Below are 17,411 nucleotides of genomic sequence, written 5' to 3'. Positions count from 1 at the left end.
TTGCGGCCCCGGGAGCGGGGACAGGCCTCACTCGTAGATCCACTTGTCGGCGTCCCTCTTGTAGTCCACGAGTTCCTCGGGCCTGAAGAAGATGCCGATCTCCCTGGCGGCGGACTCGGGGGAGTCGCTGCCGTGGATGATGTTGACGCCGGTGACCATGCAGTAGTCGCCGCGGATGGTCCCGGGAGCGGACTCCTGAGGGTTGGTCTTGCCCATGAGGTTCCTGCACACCTTGACCGCGTTCTCGCCCTCCCAGACCATCGCGAAGACAGGTCCGGAGGTGATGTAGGCGATCAGGGAGGGGAAGAAGGGCTTGTCCTTGTGCTCGGCGTAGTGCTTCTCGGCGGTCTCCTTGGGGATCGTCATGAGCTTGGCCGCGACGAGCTTGAGGCCTTTCTTCTCGAAGCGGGACACGATCTCGCCGACGAGGCCGCGCTGGACCCCGTCGGGCTTGATCATGGTGTAGGTCCTCTCGATTGCCATGGGGCTTCACTCCTTCTTGTCGGCGGCGGCCTTGGCGGCGGCGTTCTTGAGACGGCTGTCCTTCTCGTCGTGCGCTTTGGCGGTCCAGCGGGTGGTCCTGGCGACCCTCTTCATCTGGATCATGTTCTTGTAGCACTTGCTGGAGTCGAAGTAGAGGACGGTTCCGTCCTTCCTGACGAACATCTTGCCCGTGCCGGGCTCGATGACTTTCCCGCAGAACGAGCATTTCTTCTCTTCTACCATCGAAATCACCTGCCCATTCCGAGTTTCTTGGCCTCTCTCGAGGTCTCCCTGAGCATGAGGATGTCGCCCATCCTGACGGGGCCCATGATGTTCCTGACGATAACGCGGCCTTTGTCGCGTCCGTCGAGGACGCGGACCTGGACCTGCGTGGCCTCTCCGGTCATCCCGGTGCGGCCGATGATCTTGACCACCTCGGACGGGATGCTGTCTGTGTCGACCATTCGGATCCCCCGCTTACTGCCTGAGGTCCTTCACGGCCGCAGCGATCTCGTCGACCTGGGTCTTCCCGTTGCCGGCGTCGACGATGGCGACGGAGGCGGTGGGCTTGGAGAGTCCGATGGCCTTCCCGAGCTCCTCTTTGGAGGGAACGTACACGTAGGGGACGTTCTTCTCGTCGCAGAGGGCGGGCATGTGGGCGAGGATCTCCGGGGGCTCGACATCGGCTGCCATGATGACGATGGCGGCCTCTCCGCGCTCCACGACCTTGGTGACCTCGTTGGTCCCTTTCTTCACCTTTCCGGAGTCGCGGGCGACTTCGGCGAGGGCGTAGGCTTTGTCGGAAACTTCCTTGGGGGTCTCGAATTTGACGTAAACTGCCATTTCAAACTACCTCTTTCGGGCGCTCAAACAGCGCCTTCATTATTCATCGGCTCGATTAGAGCAACTTGACTATAGGGCAGTCCTATAAAAAAGGATGCGTGGAGAAGGATGCGCTCAGCGGCTCTTCGACAGGGCCGGATCGGGATGCTCTCCCAGATAACAGCGAGGAAACCGGCAACTGCGGGATTCAAGCAACGTTGGCAGAACTCCTGCACCGTCGGTCAGGGAAAGACTCCCGCCGGTTACACCTGCATGCAATCAGCGGCATTGAAAACTCAGAAGGCTAAGTGCATCCGATGGCTGAAAGAAAAGCAGGGGGCATGAGCGTATTCAAAAACGCGACGATAGCGATGGCCGATGTTCTGGGTTCTCGCAATTACATCAAAAATGCCGGCAAAGACCCGAAAACCGATGCTGAAAGGCATTACGCTGAGATGCTACACAATCTGATGGCAGATGCTGTGTCATTGTTCGAAGATTCAGAAGATATATCCCTCAAAGCATTCTCGGACAATTTCATCATCTATTCTGAAGACAATTCGCCGAATACAGCCAAGAGGATAGTGCAGGGAATGGCCGGACTTCAGTATAATGCCATCTGCAAATACGGCCTGCTCCTCCGCGGCGGAATAACTGAAGGAAAGATGTATTGGAGCGAGGATGGGGCATACGATGATTTCGTGACAGGGAAGGCACTCCTGCGCGCCCATGAACTGGAGTCCGAAATAGCGGTATATCCGCGCATAATTGTTGACGGTCCGGTCGCAGATAAGATCGATGCCGGCGGTCTCGTTGTAAGGAACGAGAATATTTTCTTTATCAACTACCTCACATACACTAAACTGCAGGAGACGAGCGATTCCCCTGCGCCCTATGCAGAAGACAGCCCATACGAGAACGGCGGGATGATAGCGGATCATGCCAGCGCATTGAAGAAGCATGTCAGCGAGGACCTGGGCCTCAACATCAAAGGGCATGAATGGGACAGCATCAGGGACAAGGATGTATGGGCTCTGGCATATCACAACTACTTCTGCGGCAGGCATTCGGCGGATGCATACCGGATCGACTTCTCAGAAACATATGATGATACTGACAGAATCGTGATCAGGATCGAGGACGGCAACAGCGATGGCGGAAGAGTACAGCGACGAAGATTTCCTGGAGGATGATTATGGCGACCTTTCTGATTCCGATAAAACGGCGCTGCTTGTCATCGGATACAGCAACGGAATCATGAAACCCCGCCTCCAGAAGCTTTCGTTGATCTACGATATGGTCTACGGAGAAGGCAACCCCCCTTCCGACGGGGCGTACTTCCTCGGCGGTTATTCGGACGACCTCGATGGATCCGCTGAGAACATGGTAGAGGACGGGATAGCCTCGGAACATGAGATGAGATACGAACTTACTCCGTACGGCAGGAAACTGCTGAGATTGCTGGAAGAGAATGACGGAGAGAGGAGTCAGAGGATGAAGAATATCGTCAGATGCCTGAAGAGCGTAGACGACCGCCACCTCATAGGCCTGACTTACAGGTTCTGGCCGGCATTGGCCAAAGAATCAGTGATCGCCGAAGCGGTCGCACGCACGAACAGGAACGCGGTGCTGAACGGCAGAAAACTGGATGATTGGAGCAGAGACGAGTTCGCAGACGATATCCGCAGGGGCGCAGAACTGACAGGAGGCGACGCGCATGATAGGGAAATGTGAGATAAAGAGCCGTTTCGCCGATACTGACGGCGGATCATCGATCAAGCTCTCGACTCTGAGAGTGAACGGGTTCAAAGAAGTGGACCGGCTCTGCAAATGCACCGAACGGACAACAGACACGAAGACCCTCGGGCACACAGGCGAGAAGATACTGAACGAATGCTACATCGACCTGACCCTGGACAAGCTCAGGGAACTGGATGACGACAGGTACGCCCAAGACAGGTACATCATGCAGCGCTCCAGATTCCTGGACAGGGGGATGGTCAATGCTCTCGTGATCAAACTCCGTATGCCGTATGGTTCCGAGATGGAGAAGGCCGATTACGATTATCTCTGCTCGCTGCTCACATGGAGCCGCAATGACATCTTCATCATGCCGATCCTTGAATTCGAGGGAACCGCCGACCGCAAGATCATGCCCAGCCGCTACAATTCATTCACGGAGAAGATGCTTGAACTGAAGGATTCCTGGACGGCCAACGCCGATGCGGCAATGGGCGTCCCCCATTATTACTCAAGAAGACGCATCGACGACCTGTTCGGAATTTATGAAAGGAAGGGAGAGGACCCAAGGTTCGTGGCCGTTGATTATAACAACGGGCGCATGGACAAACCGGGCGCTACTGCCGGAACCATCATCAAACACTTCAAAGAGGGAGGGATCGATGATACTTTCCTGTATGCCGTCAACGTCAGGCCTTACAGGAAAGCCGCACGCACAGCAGAGGACATCGCAGGAATATCGGATGCCTGGGACATGTATATGGTCAATTACATGTTCAATGCCGTCGGGCCCACGCATTCGAGGCCTCATTCCGTAAGAGTAGAGCTGGGCTGGAGCAATATGGGGCGCCTTTTCGACGAGAGCAGGATAAAGTACCTCAGGCTCAACAGAAAAGACGACCGCGCGCCTTTCTGCGAGTGGATCGAAGACAGGTACGGCATCGTTCTGGACGATGACCCTATGAAGAACCCCTCGGTATACCAGTACCTGAGAAGATACAACTTCGAGAAGACCAACGCCGCTTTGGCCGAAACGTCTGAGGCGATCAGGAAGAACGATACCGACGAGATTAGGGAATTCATCGCCAAGAGCATGCCCGATGAGGTCAAGGAGCCGCGATTGGGATGCTAAAAGGCGCTGCAGCGAAGCAGCGCCTCATACCATTCATGTACGCACAGTTCCTCTGCGACAGCCAGCATTGAATCTGCAGACCTGATCGAAATACTCGGGAGCCTGGGGCCCATCGAACATCCAAAATCAGTTATAATTACGCAAATCAAATAATTTAAATTTAAAATTTGCAGGTATACGGTAAATTTAAGGACTAAAATATCGATTAGATGATTATGTTGATTAGCTTCAGTGTTACTAACTTCAAGCTTTTCAAAGACACGGCAACCCTTGACATGACCGCGACCGCCGACAGGAAGCTCATTGATAACGTCATGGACGCGGGAATGAAGCGCGGAATCCTCAGAACCGCCTCGGTCTACGGGGCGAACGCCTCCGGGAAGACTACGCTGTTCCAGGCGATGGCCATGTTCAGGAATTTCGTCATGCTCTCTCCCTCCCACATGGACAATTCAAGGCTCAACTATACCCCGTTCGCCTTGGATCCTGACTGTGCGAACAGGCCCACCGGCTTCGAAACTGTAGCGGTTATCAAAGGAGTGAGATACGCCTACTCATTCTCATACAATATCGAGAGGATTACCGAGGAGTCCCTCTTCTATTACCCCAACGGCAGGAAGACGAAGGTATTCGAAAGAGCAGGTCAGGATTTCTCCTTCGGAAGCGACAAAAGGTTCAGGGAGGGCAATGCCAGGAGGGTCAAGGAAAAAGTATTGTTCCTCTCGGTATCGGCACAGTTCAACGACGAGGTCTGCGCAGAGCTTTACAACTGGATATCCTCCGCCTGATGATAATGTGCGGCTACGACCAGGCATTGTCCCTGGATATCCTCACGGACTCCATGTCCAAAGATGAGAGATTCAGGAAACTCGTCCTGAAGGCGTTCAAGATCGCCGATTTCGAAATCACAGACGTGTTCGACAGCAACAAGAAAAAGTCTCAAGCTCCCCCAGGATGGTTCGGAACTCCCTTTCCTCGCTGTGCAGGACCTGAGAGTGAAGCATTCGGTAAACGGCAAGACCGTTGTGTTCCCCATATCTTCGGAATCATCGGGAACCGTCCGCTTCATGAGCGTCATAGGCCCGGTCGTGAGCGCCCTCATCAACGGTTGGACCCTTGTCATCGATGAGATTGACATGAGCTTCCACACCGACGTCTGCCAATGGATAGTGAACCTCTTCCTGGATCCGGCTGAGAACAGGCACGGTGCCCAGCTGATATTCAACACCCATGAAGTGGGCCTTCTCGATCAGAGCATCGTCAGAAGGGACCAGATATGGTTCACCGTCAGAGACTGGAGTACCGGCGCAAGCGACCTGCGGAGACTGTCTGACTATAAGGTAAGAAACAACACGGATATTCGGAAGGCCTATCTCAACGGCAGTTTCGGAGCAAAGCCTTTCATAGCCCCCGAAAGGCTGATGGAGTGAGAAATGCGCAGCTATCCGCAGGTCCCGGTCGTACTTGTAGTTACAGAAGGATACACTGAGAAGACATTCCTTAACCATCTTCGCGAAAGAAACATGGGGTGTTCCCTTACGGTGATGAAGTCACCTGAGGCAAACCCCCGGAAACTCCTTAGATATACTGCCACCCAAATCAAAAACCGTGGTATCGATATCAAGAGGGGAGACAGAGCATTCTGCGTTTTCGACACAGATTATAATCCCCAAGAGGAGTTAGAAAGGGTCTCTGCACAGGCAATCAGGCGCGGCATCAGCCTCATCGTCTCCAAGCCATGCTTCGAAACGGTGTTCCTAGCTCATTTCGGATATGATCTGTCGCTGCTGAGAAATCCGGCGGACACACAGTCGGCCCTGGAGAAGTTCATACCGGACTATTCAAAGACAGGAGATTACTGGGACCTCCTTCTCAAAAAGCGTAGTGCGGCAGAGAAGGCCCTGAGGGGCTGCGATACCGCTGTCCGTTTTCAGGAAGCAGAGAACGGATCCAATATTTTCGAGTTGTTTGATGCCGTCAAAGGATACGGGCGCTGATAGCACGAATAAAGTGATATCCCTTCGCCACGTCTTCAGAGGCATAAGATAGATTTTCTTCGGATACACTTTCCGTATTCAGAGCCCCAATCACTGGCTATATCCAATAAATACAATGCCGGCCGCATGAAACCCCGCGGTTACTGCATTTGCCTGCATGGCCTGAGGCATCGTTTGCGCTCATCAGTCTTAACCGGAAAGGGAATCGGGACGGAACTGTATCGCACCTCTTCAGGCAGGGTCCGCACCCCTGCGCTCCGCGAGATATCTCCTGAACCTGCCGTAGTATGCGAACAGCAGGATCGAGAACGAGCCGAAGTACTGGAATATGCTCCCGATCACGAACTGCACGTTCCATACCGACCAGGTGCCGCCGGCATTCCATACATCGAAGAAATGGGCGAGCGATGAGACCTCTATCCAGCCCGTGCTCACCGCTATCGGGAGCAGATGGGTGCTGAGGGACACTGTCATCACCACCGTCGCACCTACTGCAAGCAGCTTCCACGACAGCATGTAATCGCGGTTGATGGACACTGCATAGACTGCCAGGAGCGGCACGACGACGCATATGTACTGGGTCGCAGGCGGATAGGCCATGGTCAGCGCCATGGTGATCATGCTGCCCCTGAGGAGCGCCGTGTCCAGATCCTTCGCGTCGGCCCTGTAGATCGCGCGAGCCACCAGCGCAGAGGCGGCAATCACCAGCAGGTACACTATGATGCGCGAACGGCCGATGACGAAGCTCAGGACGGATGATGAGCCGCTGCCCGATGATGACCCGGTGCGGTCGCTGATGAAACGGAACGCATCGGCGATGTTGCCGTCGATGATCTGGGGCGCGAATATTATCAGCGCGACGGCTGCAACCCCTGCGGCGGCCATCGCCACATCCGCGGCGCCTGTCTTCAGATCGCCCTTCCTCCTGCTGAGGACATAAGCGACGAGAGGGAACAGCAGGAACACAGGGAAGAACTTCGTCAGCGCCGCCATGGAGAAGCAGGCGCCTCCCAGGAAGTTGCGCCCTCTCATCACGAGGATGACGGACATCATCATGAACATGCGGAGATGGAGTCCGGCATCCCGATCACGGCCGACGACCCGATTATCACAGGGCAGAGATATACGAGGGCGAACGCCGTTGCGGCCTTCCTGCTGTCGTGCGTGAAGTCCCTGGTGAGCACATACGCAAGATATGCCAGCACGGTGTCCGCGATGAGCAGCGGGACTTTGGTGAGGTAGTTGAACGCCAGATACGTCACCGTGGCCGTGGTCTGGTGCTCGCTGTCCTCGAAATAGAAGATGTCCTCGACCCTTACCGCGGACTCCCCCAGACCCAGGAATAGGTTCTGGAACGCATTGGCAAGGCCCAGGATGTACCCCCAGACCGGGGTGTAATAGTATCCCTGATAATCATAGAGCCCGCCGCCGGCGTGATGTTCCTGATCACTATCGCCCAGTAGTTGGAATCGTACACCATCGCAAGGGACATGATCAGGAGCCTTGCGACGAGTCCTGCCAGGAAGATCGCCAGAATAGGATGCTTTATCCCGTCGAGACGCCCGCAGACGGCCCTCCAGGCGCTGCGGACGGCCGCGCCGTATTCAGCCAGAGTGCCACGCCCCGTAGTATTGGTATGTTCCGCCCATGTAGATGTACACTCCCATATGGGACGACGGCACGAATTCGAAAGTGCCGCTGACATTCCCGCGGACCACCTTCCCCTCATCGTAGTCCACGAGCTTCGAGCTGCATGTCAGATGCGATGCGATGACCTGCGCCGGATCGTCGAAGGTGTCCTTCGAGAAGTCCCCGGAAAACACGATGACCTGCCCGCCGCCGCAGGATACCATCGAAACGCTGGCATATGCTCCTTTGGAGAATCCCAGCTGGATGCCGCTCATGCTGCTGATGTCCAATGCGAATCCCAGATGCGAGTTCTTGAGCGACAGCGCGTCCGTGAAGCCGGAGACCTTCCCATCGGCCGTCAGATCGTCCTCGGAGACGTTCACGGCCCCTTCCGTGCCGAAGAACAGCATCTGACCGTTGGCTTCATGAAGGCCGTCGGACGCCACATAGAACCTGCCGATCTCGGAGCCCCACCAATACAGGGACCCGCCCGCATGCACCCAGTCCAGCAGCTTGTCCGACGCTCCGTAGACGCTTCCCGGCAGCGCATAGGACATGACCAGTATGCCGATCCCCGAAGCATTCGCGGTATCTTCGGTTATCGCGAGAAGACCCTCCTCCCCGATGAATTCGACATTGCCGAACCCGCGGTACGCCAGATACTTCCCGAACTGGTCCGTGTCATAGTCCTGGTCGATGCTGTACGGCTTCAGGCCCTGGGACATGCTGCATGCATCGTCGTAGTAGTCGTCGTAGGTGCTGTCCCTGTAGATGTAGAGGGTGTCCACGGGCGCTGTCTCCCCGTTATCCACCATGACGGCATCGAACGCATCGGAACCGTCGGATGTCACCGTGTAAGACGCCGAGCCGGACCCCCAGGCGACCGCGGATCCTCTGGAGATGTCATGATCGTACGTGCAGTACTCCCCTGCGATGACAGCGGCGACGGCGATGACCGCCAGTATCGCCACATAGTCCTTCTTGAGCTTCAGCGTCACGGAATCCGTTGATGTATGCCCCGACGCATATATAGGGTTCCCGAACAGCAGCCGAGGCCGCCCTCAGGCCGAGCTGCGTGGGGGAATTGACATAACGTCCGGCATCTGGCACTGCCTGCCGTCCCGGTGACCGGCCGCGTTCATCGTGCCCAAATTATTATAAATGGCAAACCCTAGACTCACTCCGATGAAAGTATCCGTGGTGGGAACTGGATACGTCGGCCTGTCCCTTGCCGTCCTCATATCGCGCAGGCACGAAGTTGTTGCCGTTGACATAGTGAAGGAGAAGGTCGACCTGATCAATTCGGGAAGGTCCCCTATCGCCGACGCGGACATCCAAGGGTTCCTGAGCTCCGGCAGCCTCAGGCTGAAGGCCACCACCGACATCGGGGAGACCTCCGGTTCGCGCTTCGTGATCGTGGCGACGCCCACGAACTACGACCCGGACACCGGGAAGTTCGACACGTCATCGGTCGAGGGCGCGGTCGCGGAGATCCGCGGGACCTGCCCGAACGCAACGATCGTCATCAAATCCACCGTGCCGATCGGATTCACAGAGGACCTCTGCAGGAGGACCGGAGCGAAGGACATCATCTTCTCGCCGGAATTCCTCAGGGAGGGGAAGGCGCTCCACGACAACCTGCACCCCTCTAGGATCATCGTGGGCGTGCCGGGGCCGGACCCCGAGCTCGACAGGTCCGGCAGGGAGTTCGCCGGCCTGCTCGCAGACTGCGCCGTGGACTCCGATGTCCCGACGGGCGTCATGGGGTCCACGGAGGCCGAGTCCGTGAAGCTGTTCTCCAACACCTATCTTGCCATGAGAGTGGCGTTCTTCAACGAACTGGACACCTTCGCGGAGATGCACGGCCTGAGCTCCAAGGCCATAATCAAAGGGGTTTGCATGGACCCCAGGATCGGGGACTTCTACAACAACCCGTCATTCGGATACGGCGGCTACTGCCTCCCGAAGGACACCAAGCAGCTCCTCTCCGAATACCGCGACGTCCCGAACAGCCTCATCCACGCCGTCGTCGAGAGCAACAACGTCAGGAAGAGCTTCATCGCAGAGGAGATAGAAAAGAGGCTGGCCAAGGGAGCCGCCGTCGGGGTCTACCGCCTCATCATGAAGTCCGGGTCCGACAACTTCAGGGAGTCGTCGATCTTCGACATCATCAGGAGACTGAAGGACGGCGGATACAGGATCATCATCTTCGAACCGACCCTGAAGGGGGACTACGGCGGCCTCAGGGTGGAGCCGGACCTCGGAAGGTTCGCCTCGGAGTCCGACATCATACTCGCCAACCGCATGGACCCTCAGATCGCCCCGTACAGGGACAAGGTGTTCTGCAGGGACATCTTCAACAGGGACTGATACTGTGAAAGTCGCTCTGCTTTGCAGCTGGGGAGGGCACATGCAGCAGATGTTCGAGCTGCGCGATGCCTGGGGGAAGCACGATTACGAGATAATCACGTACGAGAGCGAGCGCATAAAGGGGATGGACGAGCCGCTGATCCGCATATTCCCGCCCTGGATAAGCCGGCTGAAGTTCCTGTGGTCCCTCGGCAAGGCCGTCGTGAAGCTGACGTTCGACCGCCCGGACGTGCTGATAAGCACCGGGATGGGGATGACCGACATCTTCCTGTTCCCTTATTGCAAGAAGATCCTCCGCACATACACGATCTACATCGAGTCCGCGGCCGATGTCTGCAAGATATCAGGCACAGGAGCGTTCGTGCGCAGGTTCAGCGACCGCTTCCTGGTGAAGTGGGAGGAGCTCGCAGAGGAGATCGGCGCGGAGTACAAGGGGGGAGTCTTCTGATCCTCGTGACGATCGGGATGAACGACTACGACTTCGACCCCCTCTTCCGGGCGGTCGACGACCTGGCGCCCCATCTGGGGGAACCGGTGTGCCAGCAGATCGGGCACAGCACCTTCGTCGGGAAGAACACTGAATGTTTCCCTTACAAGAAGGACGCGGAGATGCAGGAACTGTTCGACAGGACGGACCTGCTGATAACCCATGCCGGCGTGGGATCGATCCTCAACGGCATCAACCGCAACATCCCCATGGTGGTGTTCCCCCGGTCCGCGATAGTCGGCAGGAGCGGCGGGCCCGACCAGCAGGAGTACGTGGCCAGGAAGGTCGCCGGCATGGGAAGGGCGGTGGTCATGGAATCGCTGGACCAGCTTCCTGAGAAGATTGCCGAGGCCAGGAACCTGCATTTCCCGCCTTATGTCAAAGACCGGTCGCTCGTCACCTGGCTGGACGCCCTGCTCTCGGAGATCGCCGGGAAGAAGGAAAGACACGAGAAGATCGAGAACCTGAAGAACCGACGGTGCACATGGCGAAGAGCATACACTACATCACAAGGGACCCCTGGTGGGACACCGACAGGACGCTGCTCCCGGAGCTGACCGCCCTGAACACCGTACGCATATCGGTGGAGAACGGCACCGGCAGCCTGAAATATCCCGTCAAAGAGGCATACTCGGCCGCAGAGCTGAACGTCCGGAACGAAAGGTACCATTACTACGACCCGCGGATCCTGTTCAGTACGTGGAAATACTGCAGGAACCTGGCACGCGTCTCGGACAACACCGATGCCACCGTCTTCGTCATGGGCGGGTCCCCGTTCTACCTTGTCTTCAGCTGCCTCCTGCTGGATGCGGACCGCACCGTGATCGCCGTGCACAACTACGAGCAGCACAACGGGGGCAGGAGGAGCCTCGCGGAACGGCTGATATACCGGAAGTTCCGGCACTTCCTCTTCTTCTCCGAGCTTCAGAAGAAGGCGTTCGGCAGATCGCACCCGGACATGGACGCCACAGCCGTCAGGATGCCCCTCAAGACCTTCGGGGCTGCGGAGAGGAAGGAGGGGAGGGGAGTGCCGCGTTTCCTTTTCTTCGGGTTCATCAGGGACTACAAGAGGCTCGACCTCTTCATAGAGGCCGCCGAGAAGACGGACGCGGATGCGGACTTCATCATCGCCGGCAAGGGAGACTGGGAAAAGTACGATGAGATGATCGGGGACGACCGCCGCTTCATATGCCGCAGGGGGTTCATCTCCGACGGGGAGGCCGCGGAACTGTACGCCTCGGCGGATTTCCTGGTCCTCCCGTACCGCGACGCCACCCAGTCCGGGCCGGCGCTCACGGCGATGTCGTATTCGCTTCCGGTCATATGCTCCGACATCCCGTTCTTCTCGTCCATCGTCGAGGACGGCGTCAACGGGTTCTTATTCGATGCGGGAGATGCGGACGCGCTTGCGGCAGTGATGGAGAGGGCCGCCCGCATGGGCCCGGAGCAGTATTCCGCCATGAGGGAGGCGCAGAGGGCTAAAGCGGCGGAGTATTCGTCCGGGCCCTCTCCCGCGAAGGCCGTATCGGATTATATCGAGGGCCTCAGGCGAGGCCGCAGGAGGGAGGGGGCGCATGGTGGAGACCGATCGCACATTCTGGCAGAGGACATCGCTCAATGCGGTCACCAACATAATCCGGACGGTCGTGATGGCCCTGATCGGCATCATGCTCGTCCCGTACTACCTCGACGAACTCGGGATGGCAACATATGGGATCATACCGCTGGCCACCACCATGACGTCGTACGTCATGATACTCGCGGACTCGCTTGAATCTGCATGTGCCAGATACTCCACTATCGCGATCCAGAAGGACGAGGAGGCCTCGAAGACCCTCAGCACGGCGTTTTTCGGCGTCGTGCGCGCATGCCTGATGCTGCTGCCCGTTGTCATCATCGTATCGTACGCGTCCCCCTACGTGTTCAACGTCGACGGGAACGCATCGGGCGACGTCCAGATCCTCTTCCTGCTGGTCCTGCTGTCATCGCTCATCGTCACGATGTCGTCCTCGCTGATGTGCGTGTTCACCGCGTTCAACAACACATATCTGGAATACCTTTCGAGGCTGACCTACACGGTCATCCAGGTGGGGCTCATAGTCGCCATGTTCTCCTTCGGGACCCCGTCGCTCGTCTATGTCGGGCTCGCCTACCTGATATCGTCGGCGGTGCTGATCGCCATGAAGTATGTCCTGGCCAAGCATGTCTACCCGCAGATGGAGCTGCGCCGCCGCGGGTACGACGGCACCCTCTTCCGCGAGATGGGCGTGCTGGGCGCCTGGGCGATCGTCTACAAGGTCGGCAACCTCCTGTACATCCAGGCGTCCCTGGTGGTGATCAACCTCTACCTGGGTTCGGAAGCAGGCGGAGGGTTCTCGATAGTCTCGTCGCTCGTATCGATGATACATACCGCATGCTACTCGGTCACGACGTCGGTCGAGCCCCTCCTCTACAAATGCTATTCCGCGGAGGACTACGGGGACATGTACAAGATCATGAGGACGGGCGTCAAGTTCGTGGCTCTGCTGTTCGCCATGCCCATCGCCTTCGTCTTCACATTCTCCGCGGAGATCCTGACTGCATGGGTCGGTTCCGGCTACACGTACCTGAGCGGCATGCTGAGGGTCGCGCTGCTCTGCGACGTCATGTTCTGCGCGGCATCCGTGGTGAACAGCCTGTCGACGCTGTACCTTAAGGTGAACGCCCTGGCCAAGATCACCCTGGTCTTCGGCCTCCTGAACGTTGCCGGCGCATGCGCGTGCTGCAGTTCACGGACGAGGGGGACGGCGGGGTCATGTGGGCATACACGATCTGCACGCTGGGATATCTCATCGCCAACGTGCTCTACATCGAGGATTTCACCGGCATAGGGCGCTTCGCTCTCATACGCCCGATAGCCTTGGGATATCTGGTGATGGGCGCGTGCATCCTGCTGTTCTACGGGCTGGAGGCCCTGGTGGAGGTCCCGGGGGAATGGATCCCTATCATCATCGTCTTCCTCCTGCTGTTCGCAGTATACGTCCCGTGCATGTTCCGCGCCATCACCCCGGAGGAGCGCAGGGCCGCTTCCATGATGATGCCGAGGGCGTTCTCCAGCATCTTCAAGAGGTTCAGCTGACGGCACGGAGGCCGCGGGCTGAGATGTCCGGAACGTGAGCGCCTTCTGCATTATCCTTTAATATCTTCAATGTGAACATGCCCCCGATGCCCCAACTGCGGAGGATCGAGGACAGATATCTCATCTGCATCAGCGCCGTCGTCTTCCTGGTGCTCTTCGCAGCATTCGGATTCCTGTCCAAGCATCCCACAGTCGACGTACGCGATTACTACATGTACGTCCGGCTCATGGATGACGGCCAGGTCCCGTACCTGGACTTCAATCCCGGCTATCCGCCCGTATCGATGCTGATCCTCTCCGTCCCGTACCTGCTCTCCTCTGATTTCAGCGGGTACTGCGTCGCATTCGCCGCGATGACGACCGTATTCTTCTTCCTGACCGGACTGGTGCTGATCAGGACCCTGCGTAACTGCGGCATCGGAAGGACGGCCCCGGTGATCCTTTACCTCATCATATCGGCGATGTTCTTCTCCCGCGGCATATGGAGGTTCGATATCGCGGTATGCCTCCTGACCGCGCTGTCCCTGATGCTGTTCCTCGAGAAGCATTACTTCTCCGCTACGGCGATTGCATTCATAGGGGCGCTGACGAAGATCGCTCCGATACTCCTGGTCGCAGTCTTCCTGATATACGCCGTGAAGAACAGGGAATGCAGAAAGCCCGTGCTGGGCTGCACAGTGCTGTTCGCCGCCGCGACCTCCGTCGCAGTCGGCGCGCTGGCTCTTGCGGGATGCGACATGAGCGCAGTGTTCTCCTTCCTCAATTCCAACATGAGTCGCGGATTCCACAAGGAGAGCACCGTGGCGCTCATCGCCATGATCGCAGATGCGCTCGGAGGCCCTGCGGCGCACTTCGAATATGCGAATTCCACACTGAACGTCGTATCTCCGCTGATAGACGGGCTGTCAGGCGTATGGCCTTACGTCACGGCATGCGTGATGTGCATCGCTCTGGCCGCTGTTGCATACGCCATCGTCCGGAGCGGCCGTCCGAGCGATGCCCGCTCCGCCGCGGAGGACCTATGCCCGAGCGTGCTTCTCCTGACCGTCGTCCTTCTGCTGATATTCAACGTCTTCAGCACTTCCTTCATACTCTGGCTCTTCGCATTGATCCCTCTGTGCGCGGCCCTTTCAGACGGCCGCGGATTCCGCATGATCGCCGTCTCCTCGGTCTTGATGGTATGGCTTTCCATAGCATTCCTGGCAGACGGAAACTATGCTGTGCTCCTTCTGCGCGATATCTGCCTTGCCGCCATCGCGGTTACGGCGTCGAAGAGCCTGTTCGATAGGGAAAGGATAGGGAGATGCGGCGGCCGCGGATGCACAGTTAAACAGAGAAAAGCCTGAGTCTGGGTCTTCGAACCGCCGCCGTCATCATTTCCGGCATGAACCGAACTCCTTTTCGAAGCATTCCTCGGCTCCAGCGACGGAGAAGTAACGCCCGACGTACTCTGAATGCCTGACGGATTCCGCCTCTGCGGCCGCACGGTCGGTGTAGAGCCTCACGACCTCCTTCGCGAAGGACTCCGCGTCATCGAACGCGCTGATGTAATCCCCGATGTCCATCAGGCCCTCCAGCCCCACCGACGTGGAGACCAGGGGGATCTTCATGCGGAGCGCTTCGACCGCCTTCCCCTTGACGCCTGCGCCGTAGCGCAGCGGCACCACACACACCGCAGTGCTGCGGTAGAACGCATCCAGCTCCGAGTCCGGAAGATGGCTGTGGAAGATCACATGATCGGACGCCTGGGACATCAGGTCGTCTGGCGCGTTGGAGCCTATGATGTGGAGTCTTACATCCGGCAGTTCCGAGAGGATCTTCGGGAATATCTCTCCGAGGAACCACCGCATGGCATCGGCATTAGGCCTGTGATTGAAGCTTCCGACGAACATGATGTCCTTCTGGCCGGCATAGTCTCTGTGTCCGATGTCGGGCCGGTCGTAGCAGAATATGGGGAAGACCGAGACATCCTTCAGACCGAATTCACCCTCTAGGATCTTCGCCTCATCGCAACTGACGGTGATCACGCGGTCCGCATCGTGCATCTGCTTCTGTTCTTTCTTCCTCATCCTTTCGGACTCGCGAAGACGGGCCTCGTCCCCGGTGATCTCATACTCCCTTCTCAGCCTCAGGCAGTGGAGGTCGGCGAGGTTGTAATGCACAGCCGCCTTGGTATTCTTCTTTATGAAATCCAGGTATTTCTCCGCGTTCTCCGGCCTGAAGATCATGACGTGATCGATCGCGTAGCCGTTATCGGAGATCCATTTCTTCCATCCGAATACGTACTTCCTGCCGTAGAGTACTTCGACTCCCATCTTCTGATAGATCGGGGTGTAGACGGGGTCGTAGCTGAAATCATCAGGGATGAATTTGACGCAGTATCCCATCCTGCACAGGACGCGGATGTAGTCGTACACCGTCCGGTTGCCGGCATTGTCGTCGAAACGCGGAATCCCGCTGTCGATGAAGAGTATCGTCTTCCTGTGACATGCCCTTTCACGGGCCTGGAATGCACGCTCCCCTTCCGGAAGGTTCTCCTCTTCGAGCGTGCATCTCCATTTATCGCGGAACTTCTCCGTGTTCACTGCCTGGTAATGTTTTATCCCGGAATCGATGCGCCTGCCGTTGCTCATGCCTTCGAAATGAATTACCTCTGAAAACGGCTGATATCTCACGATCTTGCCGAGCTTTCTGATGCCGAAGGCAAGATCGCTGTCCTCGCAGTATGCGGGTGCGTAACGGGGATCGAATCCGCCCAGGGCGTCGAAGAGGTCCTTCTTCACAAGTATGGCCGCCCCGCTGGCATAATCAACATCGCGGACATAGCAGTATTCCGGATCGGAGGGATCCATACCGTTGCCCCAGTTGCAGGCGCTGCCGTCCTTCCATACGATGCAGCCGGCCTCCTGAAGGCTTCCGTCCGGATAGAGGAGTTTCGAACCGACGATCCCTGTGTCGGGAGATGCCTCCATCATGTCCACTGACGGTCTCAGCCAGTCGCCGATGACCAGCGTATCGTTGTTCAGGAAGAACAGATATTTTCCGCGTGCATGCTTGGAAGCGTTGTTGCAGTTGAGCGTGAAACCGAGGTTTTTCTCGGTTACGGCGACCTTGACGCCTGGAAGGAGTTCGCTGAGCTTCTCGGTCCCATCCTCTGAGTGATCATCGGCGACTATGATCTCATATGGGACGTCGGTATGCGAATCGGCTATGGACCTTATGCATTGATAAGTCATCTCCACGCCTTTGTATGTTGGTATTATGATGCTTACGGCAGGGTTGTCGCTTACTCCGGAGGGACTCTCCGCGATTTGAAGGCCGCAATAGTGCGTTACAATCCCGCTGAGGTCTTTCTTGTCCTGAAAATACGGCTTGAGATAACTGCTGTATATCCTGAAGACCGTTCCGCGCACTCCGCGCTGTTTCAGACTGTACGTAAACTTATCGTAATAATCCCTGATCATGAGCGTCAGTGCCTGCAGTTGGACCGTCCTGTGCGGTTTGGTTTGATCGTCATCGCATATTCTGAAATAGAATTGTCTTTGCTGACAGATGAACTCGAACAGTAATATAAGCACATATGCGGAGTTCAATGGAGACCGTCAGAACCGATTATCGTCAGAGGAAAGACCT

At 57.2% G+C, this 17,411-nt stretch carries 21 protein-coding genes; 13 read left to right on the top strand and 8 right to left on the bottom strand.

Annotated features, from left to right (window positions below; translation table 11 throughout):
• Positions 1 to 27: 27 nt before the first annotated feature.
• Genes ndk through rpl7ae form a run of 4 tightly spaced genes read right to left on the bottom strand, consistent with a single transcriptional unit; the run spans position 28 to position 1,326 of the window.
• Positions 28 to 477 carry a nucleoside-diphosphate kinase gene (gene ndk, locus AUQ37_RS08355; protein ID WP_058748237.1) on the bottom strand — a complete coding sequence of 150 codons (450 nt, stop codon included), beginning with the start codon at positions 475 to 477 and terminating at the stop codon, positions 28 to 30.
• Between the two features lie 12 nt (positions 478 to 489).
• Positions 490 to 726 (bottom strand): 50S ribosomal protein L24e, encoded by a 237-nt coding sequence (locus AUQ37_RS08350; RefSeq protein ID WP_058748204.1) that lies wholly within the window; start codon positions 724 to 726, stop codon positions 490 to 492.
• A gap of 5 nt (positions 727 to 731) precedes the next feature.
• Positions 732 to 947: a 30S ribosomal protein S28e gene (locus AUQ37_RS08345; RefSeq protein WP_058748203.1), complete on the bottom strand. Its 216-nt coding sequence runs from the start codon at positions 945 to 947 to the stop codon at positions 732 to 734.
• A gap of 13 nt (positions 948 to 960) precedes the next feature.
• Positions 961 to 1,326: a 50S ribosomal protein L7Ae gene (rpl7ae, locus tag AUQ37_RS08340; protein WP_058748202.1), complete on the bottom strand. Its 366-nt coding sequence runs from the start codon at positions 1,324 to 1,326 to the stop codon at positions 961 to 963.
• Positions 1,327 to 1,622: 296 nt separating this feature from the next.
• On the opposite strand from rpl7ae, the gene AUQ37_RS08335 reads away from it, so the two are divergent.
• From AUQ37_RS08335 to AUQ37_RS08310, 6 genes are all read left to right on the top strand, one after another.
• Positions 1,623 to 2,498 carry a hypothetical protein gene (locus AUQ37_RS08335; RefSeq protein WP_157844378.1) on the top strand — a complete coding sequence of 292 codons (876 nt, stop codon included), beginning with the start codon at positions 1,623 to 1,625 and terminating at the stop codon, positions 2,496 to 2,498.
• Positions 2,458 to 3,039 (top strand): hypothetical protein, encoded by a 582-nt coding sequence (locus tag AUQ37_RS08330; protein WP_058748200.1) that lies wholly within the window; start codon positions 2,458 to 2,460, stop codon positions 3,037 to 3,039. The genes AUQ37_RS08335 and AUQ37_RS08330 overlap by 41 nt, the downstream gene beginning before the upstream one ends.
• Complete coding sequence (locus AUQ37_RS08325; RefSeq protein ID WP_058748199.1) at positions 3,023 to 4,177, top strand: hypothetical protein; 1,155 nt, start codon at positions 3,023 to 3,025, stop codon at positions 4,175 to 4,177. Before AUQ37_RS08330 ends, AUQ37_RS08325 begins: the two co-directional genes overlap by 17 nt.
• A 275-nt stretch (positions 4,178 to 4,452) precedes the next feature.
• Complete coding sequence (locus tag AUQ37_RS08320) at positions 4,453 to 4,965, top strand: ATP/GTP-binding protein (RefSeq protein ID WP_058748198.1); 513 nt, start codon at positions 4,453 to 4,455, stop codon at positions 4,963 to 4,965.
• 192 nt (positions 4,966 to 5,157) lie between these two features.
• Positions 5,158 to 5,607 (top strand): ATP/GTP-binding protein, encoded by a 450-nt coding sequence (locus AUQ37_RS08315; protein ID WP_058748197.1) that lies wholly within the window; start codon positions 5,158 to 5,160, stop codon positions 5,605 to 5,607.
• A 3-nt stretch (positions 5,608 to 5,610) separates the two neighbouring features.
• Positions 5,611 to 6,174: an RloB family protein gene (locus tag AUQ37_RS08310; protein WP_058748196.1), complete on the top strand. Its 564-nt coding sequence runs from the start codon at positions 5,611 to 5,613 to the stop codon at positions 6,172 to 6,174.
• A gap of 231 nt (positions 6,175 to 6,405) precedes the next feature.
• Here the strand turns inward: AUQ37_RS08310 and AUQ37_RS08305 are convergent, their stop codons facing one another.
• The 3 genes from AUQ37_RS08305 to AUQ37_RS08295 form a co-directional block, all read right to left on the bottom strand.
• Positions 6,406 to 7,236, bottom strand: a complete 831-nt coding sequence (locus AUQ37_RS08305) for a glycosyltransferase 87 family protein (RefSeq protein ID WP_058748195.1) — start codon at positions 7,234 to 7,236, stop codon at positions 6,406 to 6,408.
• Positions 7,227 to 7,436, bottom strand: a complete 210-nt coding sequence (locus tag AUQ37_RS08300; RefSeq protein ID WP_058748194.1) for a hypothetical protein — start codon at positions 7,434 to 7,436, stop codon at positions 7,227 to 7,229. The genes AUQ37_RS08305 and AUQ37_RS08300 overlap by 10 nt, the downstream gene beginning before the upstream one ends.
• 342 nt (positions 7,437 to 7,778) lie before the next feature.
• Positions 7,779 to 8,801 carry a hypothetical protein gene (locus AUQ37_RS08295; RefSeq protein WP_058748193.1) on the bottom strand — a complete coding sequence of 341 codons (1,023 nt, stop codon included), beginning with the start codon at positions 8,799 to 8,801 and terminating at the stop codon, positions 7,779 to 7,781.
• 187 nt (positions 8,802 to 8,988) lie between these two features.
• On the opposite strand from AUQ37_RS08295, the gene AUQ37_RS08290 reads away from it, so the two are divergent.
• The 7 genes from AUQ37_RS08290 (at position 8,989) to AUQ37_RS08260 (ending at position 15,124) form a co-directional block, all read left to right on the top strand.
• On the top strand, positions 8,989 to 10,173 hold the full coding sequence (locus tag AUQ37_RS08290; RefSeq protein ID WP_058748192.1) for a nucleotide sugar dehydrogenase: 1,185 nt from the start codon (positions 8,989 to 8,991) through the stop codon (positions 10,171 to 10,173).
• A 49-nt stretch (positions 10,174 to 10,222) separates the two neighbouring features.
• Positions 10,223 to 10,621, top strand: a complete 399-nt coding sequence (locus AUQ37_RS08285; protein WP_157844376.1) for a hypothetical protein — start codon at positions 10,223 to 10,225, stop codon at positions 10,619 to 10,621.
• 5 nt (positions 10,622 to 10,626) lie between these two features.
• A complete protein-coding gene (locus AUQ37_RS08280) occupies positions 10,627 to 11,217 on the top strand; it encodes a glycosyltransferase (RefSeq protein WP_058748190.1) in 591 nt (196 codons plus the stop codon).
• Positions 11,145 to 12,434, top strand: coding sequence for a glycosyltransferase family 4 protein (locus tag AUQ37_RS08275; protein ID WP_058748189.1), 1,290 nt, complete (start codon positions 11,145 to 11,147; stop codon positions 12,432 to 12,434). The genes AUQ37_RS08280 and AUQ37_RS08275 overlap by 73 nt, the downstream gene beginning before the upstream one ends.
• Positions 12,316 to 13,530, top strand: coding sequence for a lipopolysaccharide biosynthesis protein (locus AUQ37_RS12655; RefSeq protein ID WP_235585047.1), 1,215 nt, complete (start codon positions 12,316 to 12,318; stop codon positions 13,528 to 13,530). Before AUQ37_RS08275 ends, AUQ37_RS12655 begins: the two co-directional genes overlap by 119 nt.
• The gene (locus AUQ37_RS08265; RefSeq protein ID WP_162262215.1) at positions 13,455 to 13,778 is read left to right on the top strand and encodes a hypothetical protein; all 324 of its coding nucleotides are present in this window, start codon (positions 13,455 to 13,457) and stop codon (positions 13,776 to 13,778) included. The genes AUQ37_RS12655 and AUQ37_RS08265 overlap by 76 nt, the downstream gene beginning before the upstream one ends.
• An 86-nt stretch (positions 13,779 to 13,864) precedes the next feature.
• Positions 13,865 to 15,124, top strand: a complete 1,260-nt coding sequence (locus AUQ37_RS08260) for a glycosyltransferase 87 family protein (protein WP_058748186.1) — start codon at positions 13,865 to 13,867, stop codon at positions 15,122 to 15,124.
• 27 nt (positions 15,125 to 15,151) lie between these two features.
• Here the strand turns inward: AUQ37_RS08260 and AUQ37_RS08255 are convergent, their stop codons facing one another.
• The gene (locus AUQ37_RS08255; RefSeq protein ID WP_082662487.1) at positions 15,152 to 17,242 is read right to left on the bottom strand and encodes a glycosyltransferase; all 2,091 of its coding nucleotides are present in this window, start codon (positions 17,240 to 17,242) and stop codon (positions 15,152 to 15,154) included.
• Between the last annotated feature and the right edge of the window lie 169 nt (positions 17,243 to 17,411).

This window comes from Candidatus Methanomethylophilus sp. 1R26 (assembly GCF_001481295.1).
In the GTDB taxonomy this organism is placed as follows: Archaea; Thermoplasmatota; Thermoplasmata; order Methanomassiliicoccales; family Methanomethylophilaceae; genus Methanomethylophilus.
This window is presented reverse-complemented; position numbering and strand designations above follow the sequence as displayed.

Bases quoted from the DNA above. Each gene is read 5' to 3' on its own strand.
- AUQ37_RS08350 (WP_058748204.1), bottom strand. From the start codon at position 726: ATGGTAGAAGAGAAGAAATGCTCGTTCTGCGGGAAAGTCATCGAGCCC.
- AUQ37_RS08345 (WP_058748203.1), bottom strand. From the start codon at position 947: ATGGTCGACACAGACAGCATCCCGTCCGAGGTGGTCAAGATCATCGGC.
- rpl7ae (WP_058748202.1), bottom strand. From the start codon at position 1,326: ATGGCAGTTTACGTCAAATTCGAGACCCCCAAGGAAGTTTCCGACAAA.
- AUQ37_RS08335 (WP_157844378.1), top strand. From the start codon at position 1,623: ATGGCTGAAAGAAAAGCAGGGGGCATGAGCGTATTCAAAAACGCGACG.
- AUQ37_RS08330 (WP_058748200.1), top strand. From the start codon at position 2,458: ATGGCGGAAGAGTACAGCGACGAAGATTTCCTGGAGGATGATTATGGC.
- AUQ37_RS08325 (WP_058748199.1), top strand. From the start codon at position 3,023: ATGATAGGGAAATGTGAGATAAAGAGCCGTTTCGCCGATACTGACGGC.
- AUQ37_RS08320 (WP_058748198.1), top strand. From the start codon at position 4,453: ATGACCGCGACCGCCGACAGGAAGCTCATTGATAACGTCATGGACGCG.
- AUQ37_RS08310 (WP_058748196.1), top strand. From the start codon at position 5,611: ATGCGCAGCTATCCGCAGGTCCCGGTCGTACTTGTAGTTACAGAAGGA.
- AUQ37_RS08305 (WP_058748195.1), bottom strand. From the start codon at position 7,236: ATGTTCATGATGATGTCCGTCATCCTCGTGATGAGAGGGCGCAACTTC.
- AUQ37_RS08290 (WP_058748192.1), top strand. From the start codon at position 8,989: ATGAAAGTATCCGTGGTGGGAACTGGATACGTCGGCCTGTCCCTTGCC.
- AUQ37_RS08285 (WP_157844376.1), top strand. From the start codon at position 10,223: ATGTTCGAGCTGCGCGATGCCTGGGGGAAGCACGATTACGAGATAATC.
- AUQ37_RS08275 (WP_058748189.1), top strand. From the start codon at position 11,145: ATGGCGAAGAGCATACACTACATCACAAGGGACCCCTGGTGGGACACC.
- AUQ37_RS08265 (WP_162262215.1), top strand. From the start codon at position 13,455: ATGTGGGCATACACGATCTGCACGCTGGGATATCTCATCGCCAACGTG.
- AUQ37_RS08260 (WP_058748186.1), top strand. From the start codon at position 13,865: ATGCCCCAACTGCGGAGGATCGAGGACAGATATCTCATCTGCATCAGC.
- AUQ37_RS08255 (WP_082662487.1), bottom strand. From the start codon at position 17,242: ATGATCAGGGATTATTACGATAAGTTTACGTACAGTCTGAAACAGCGC.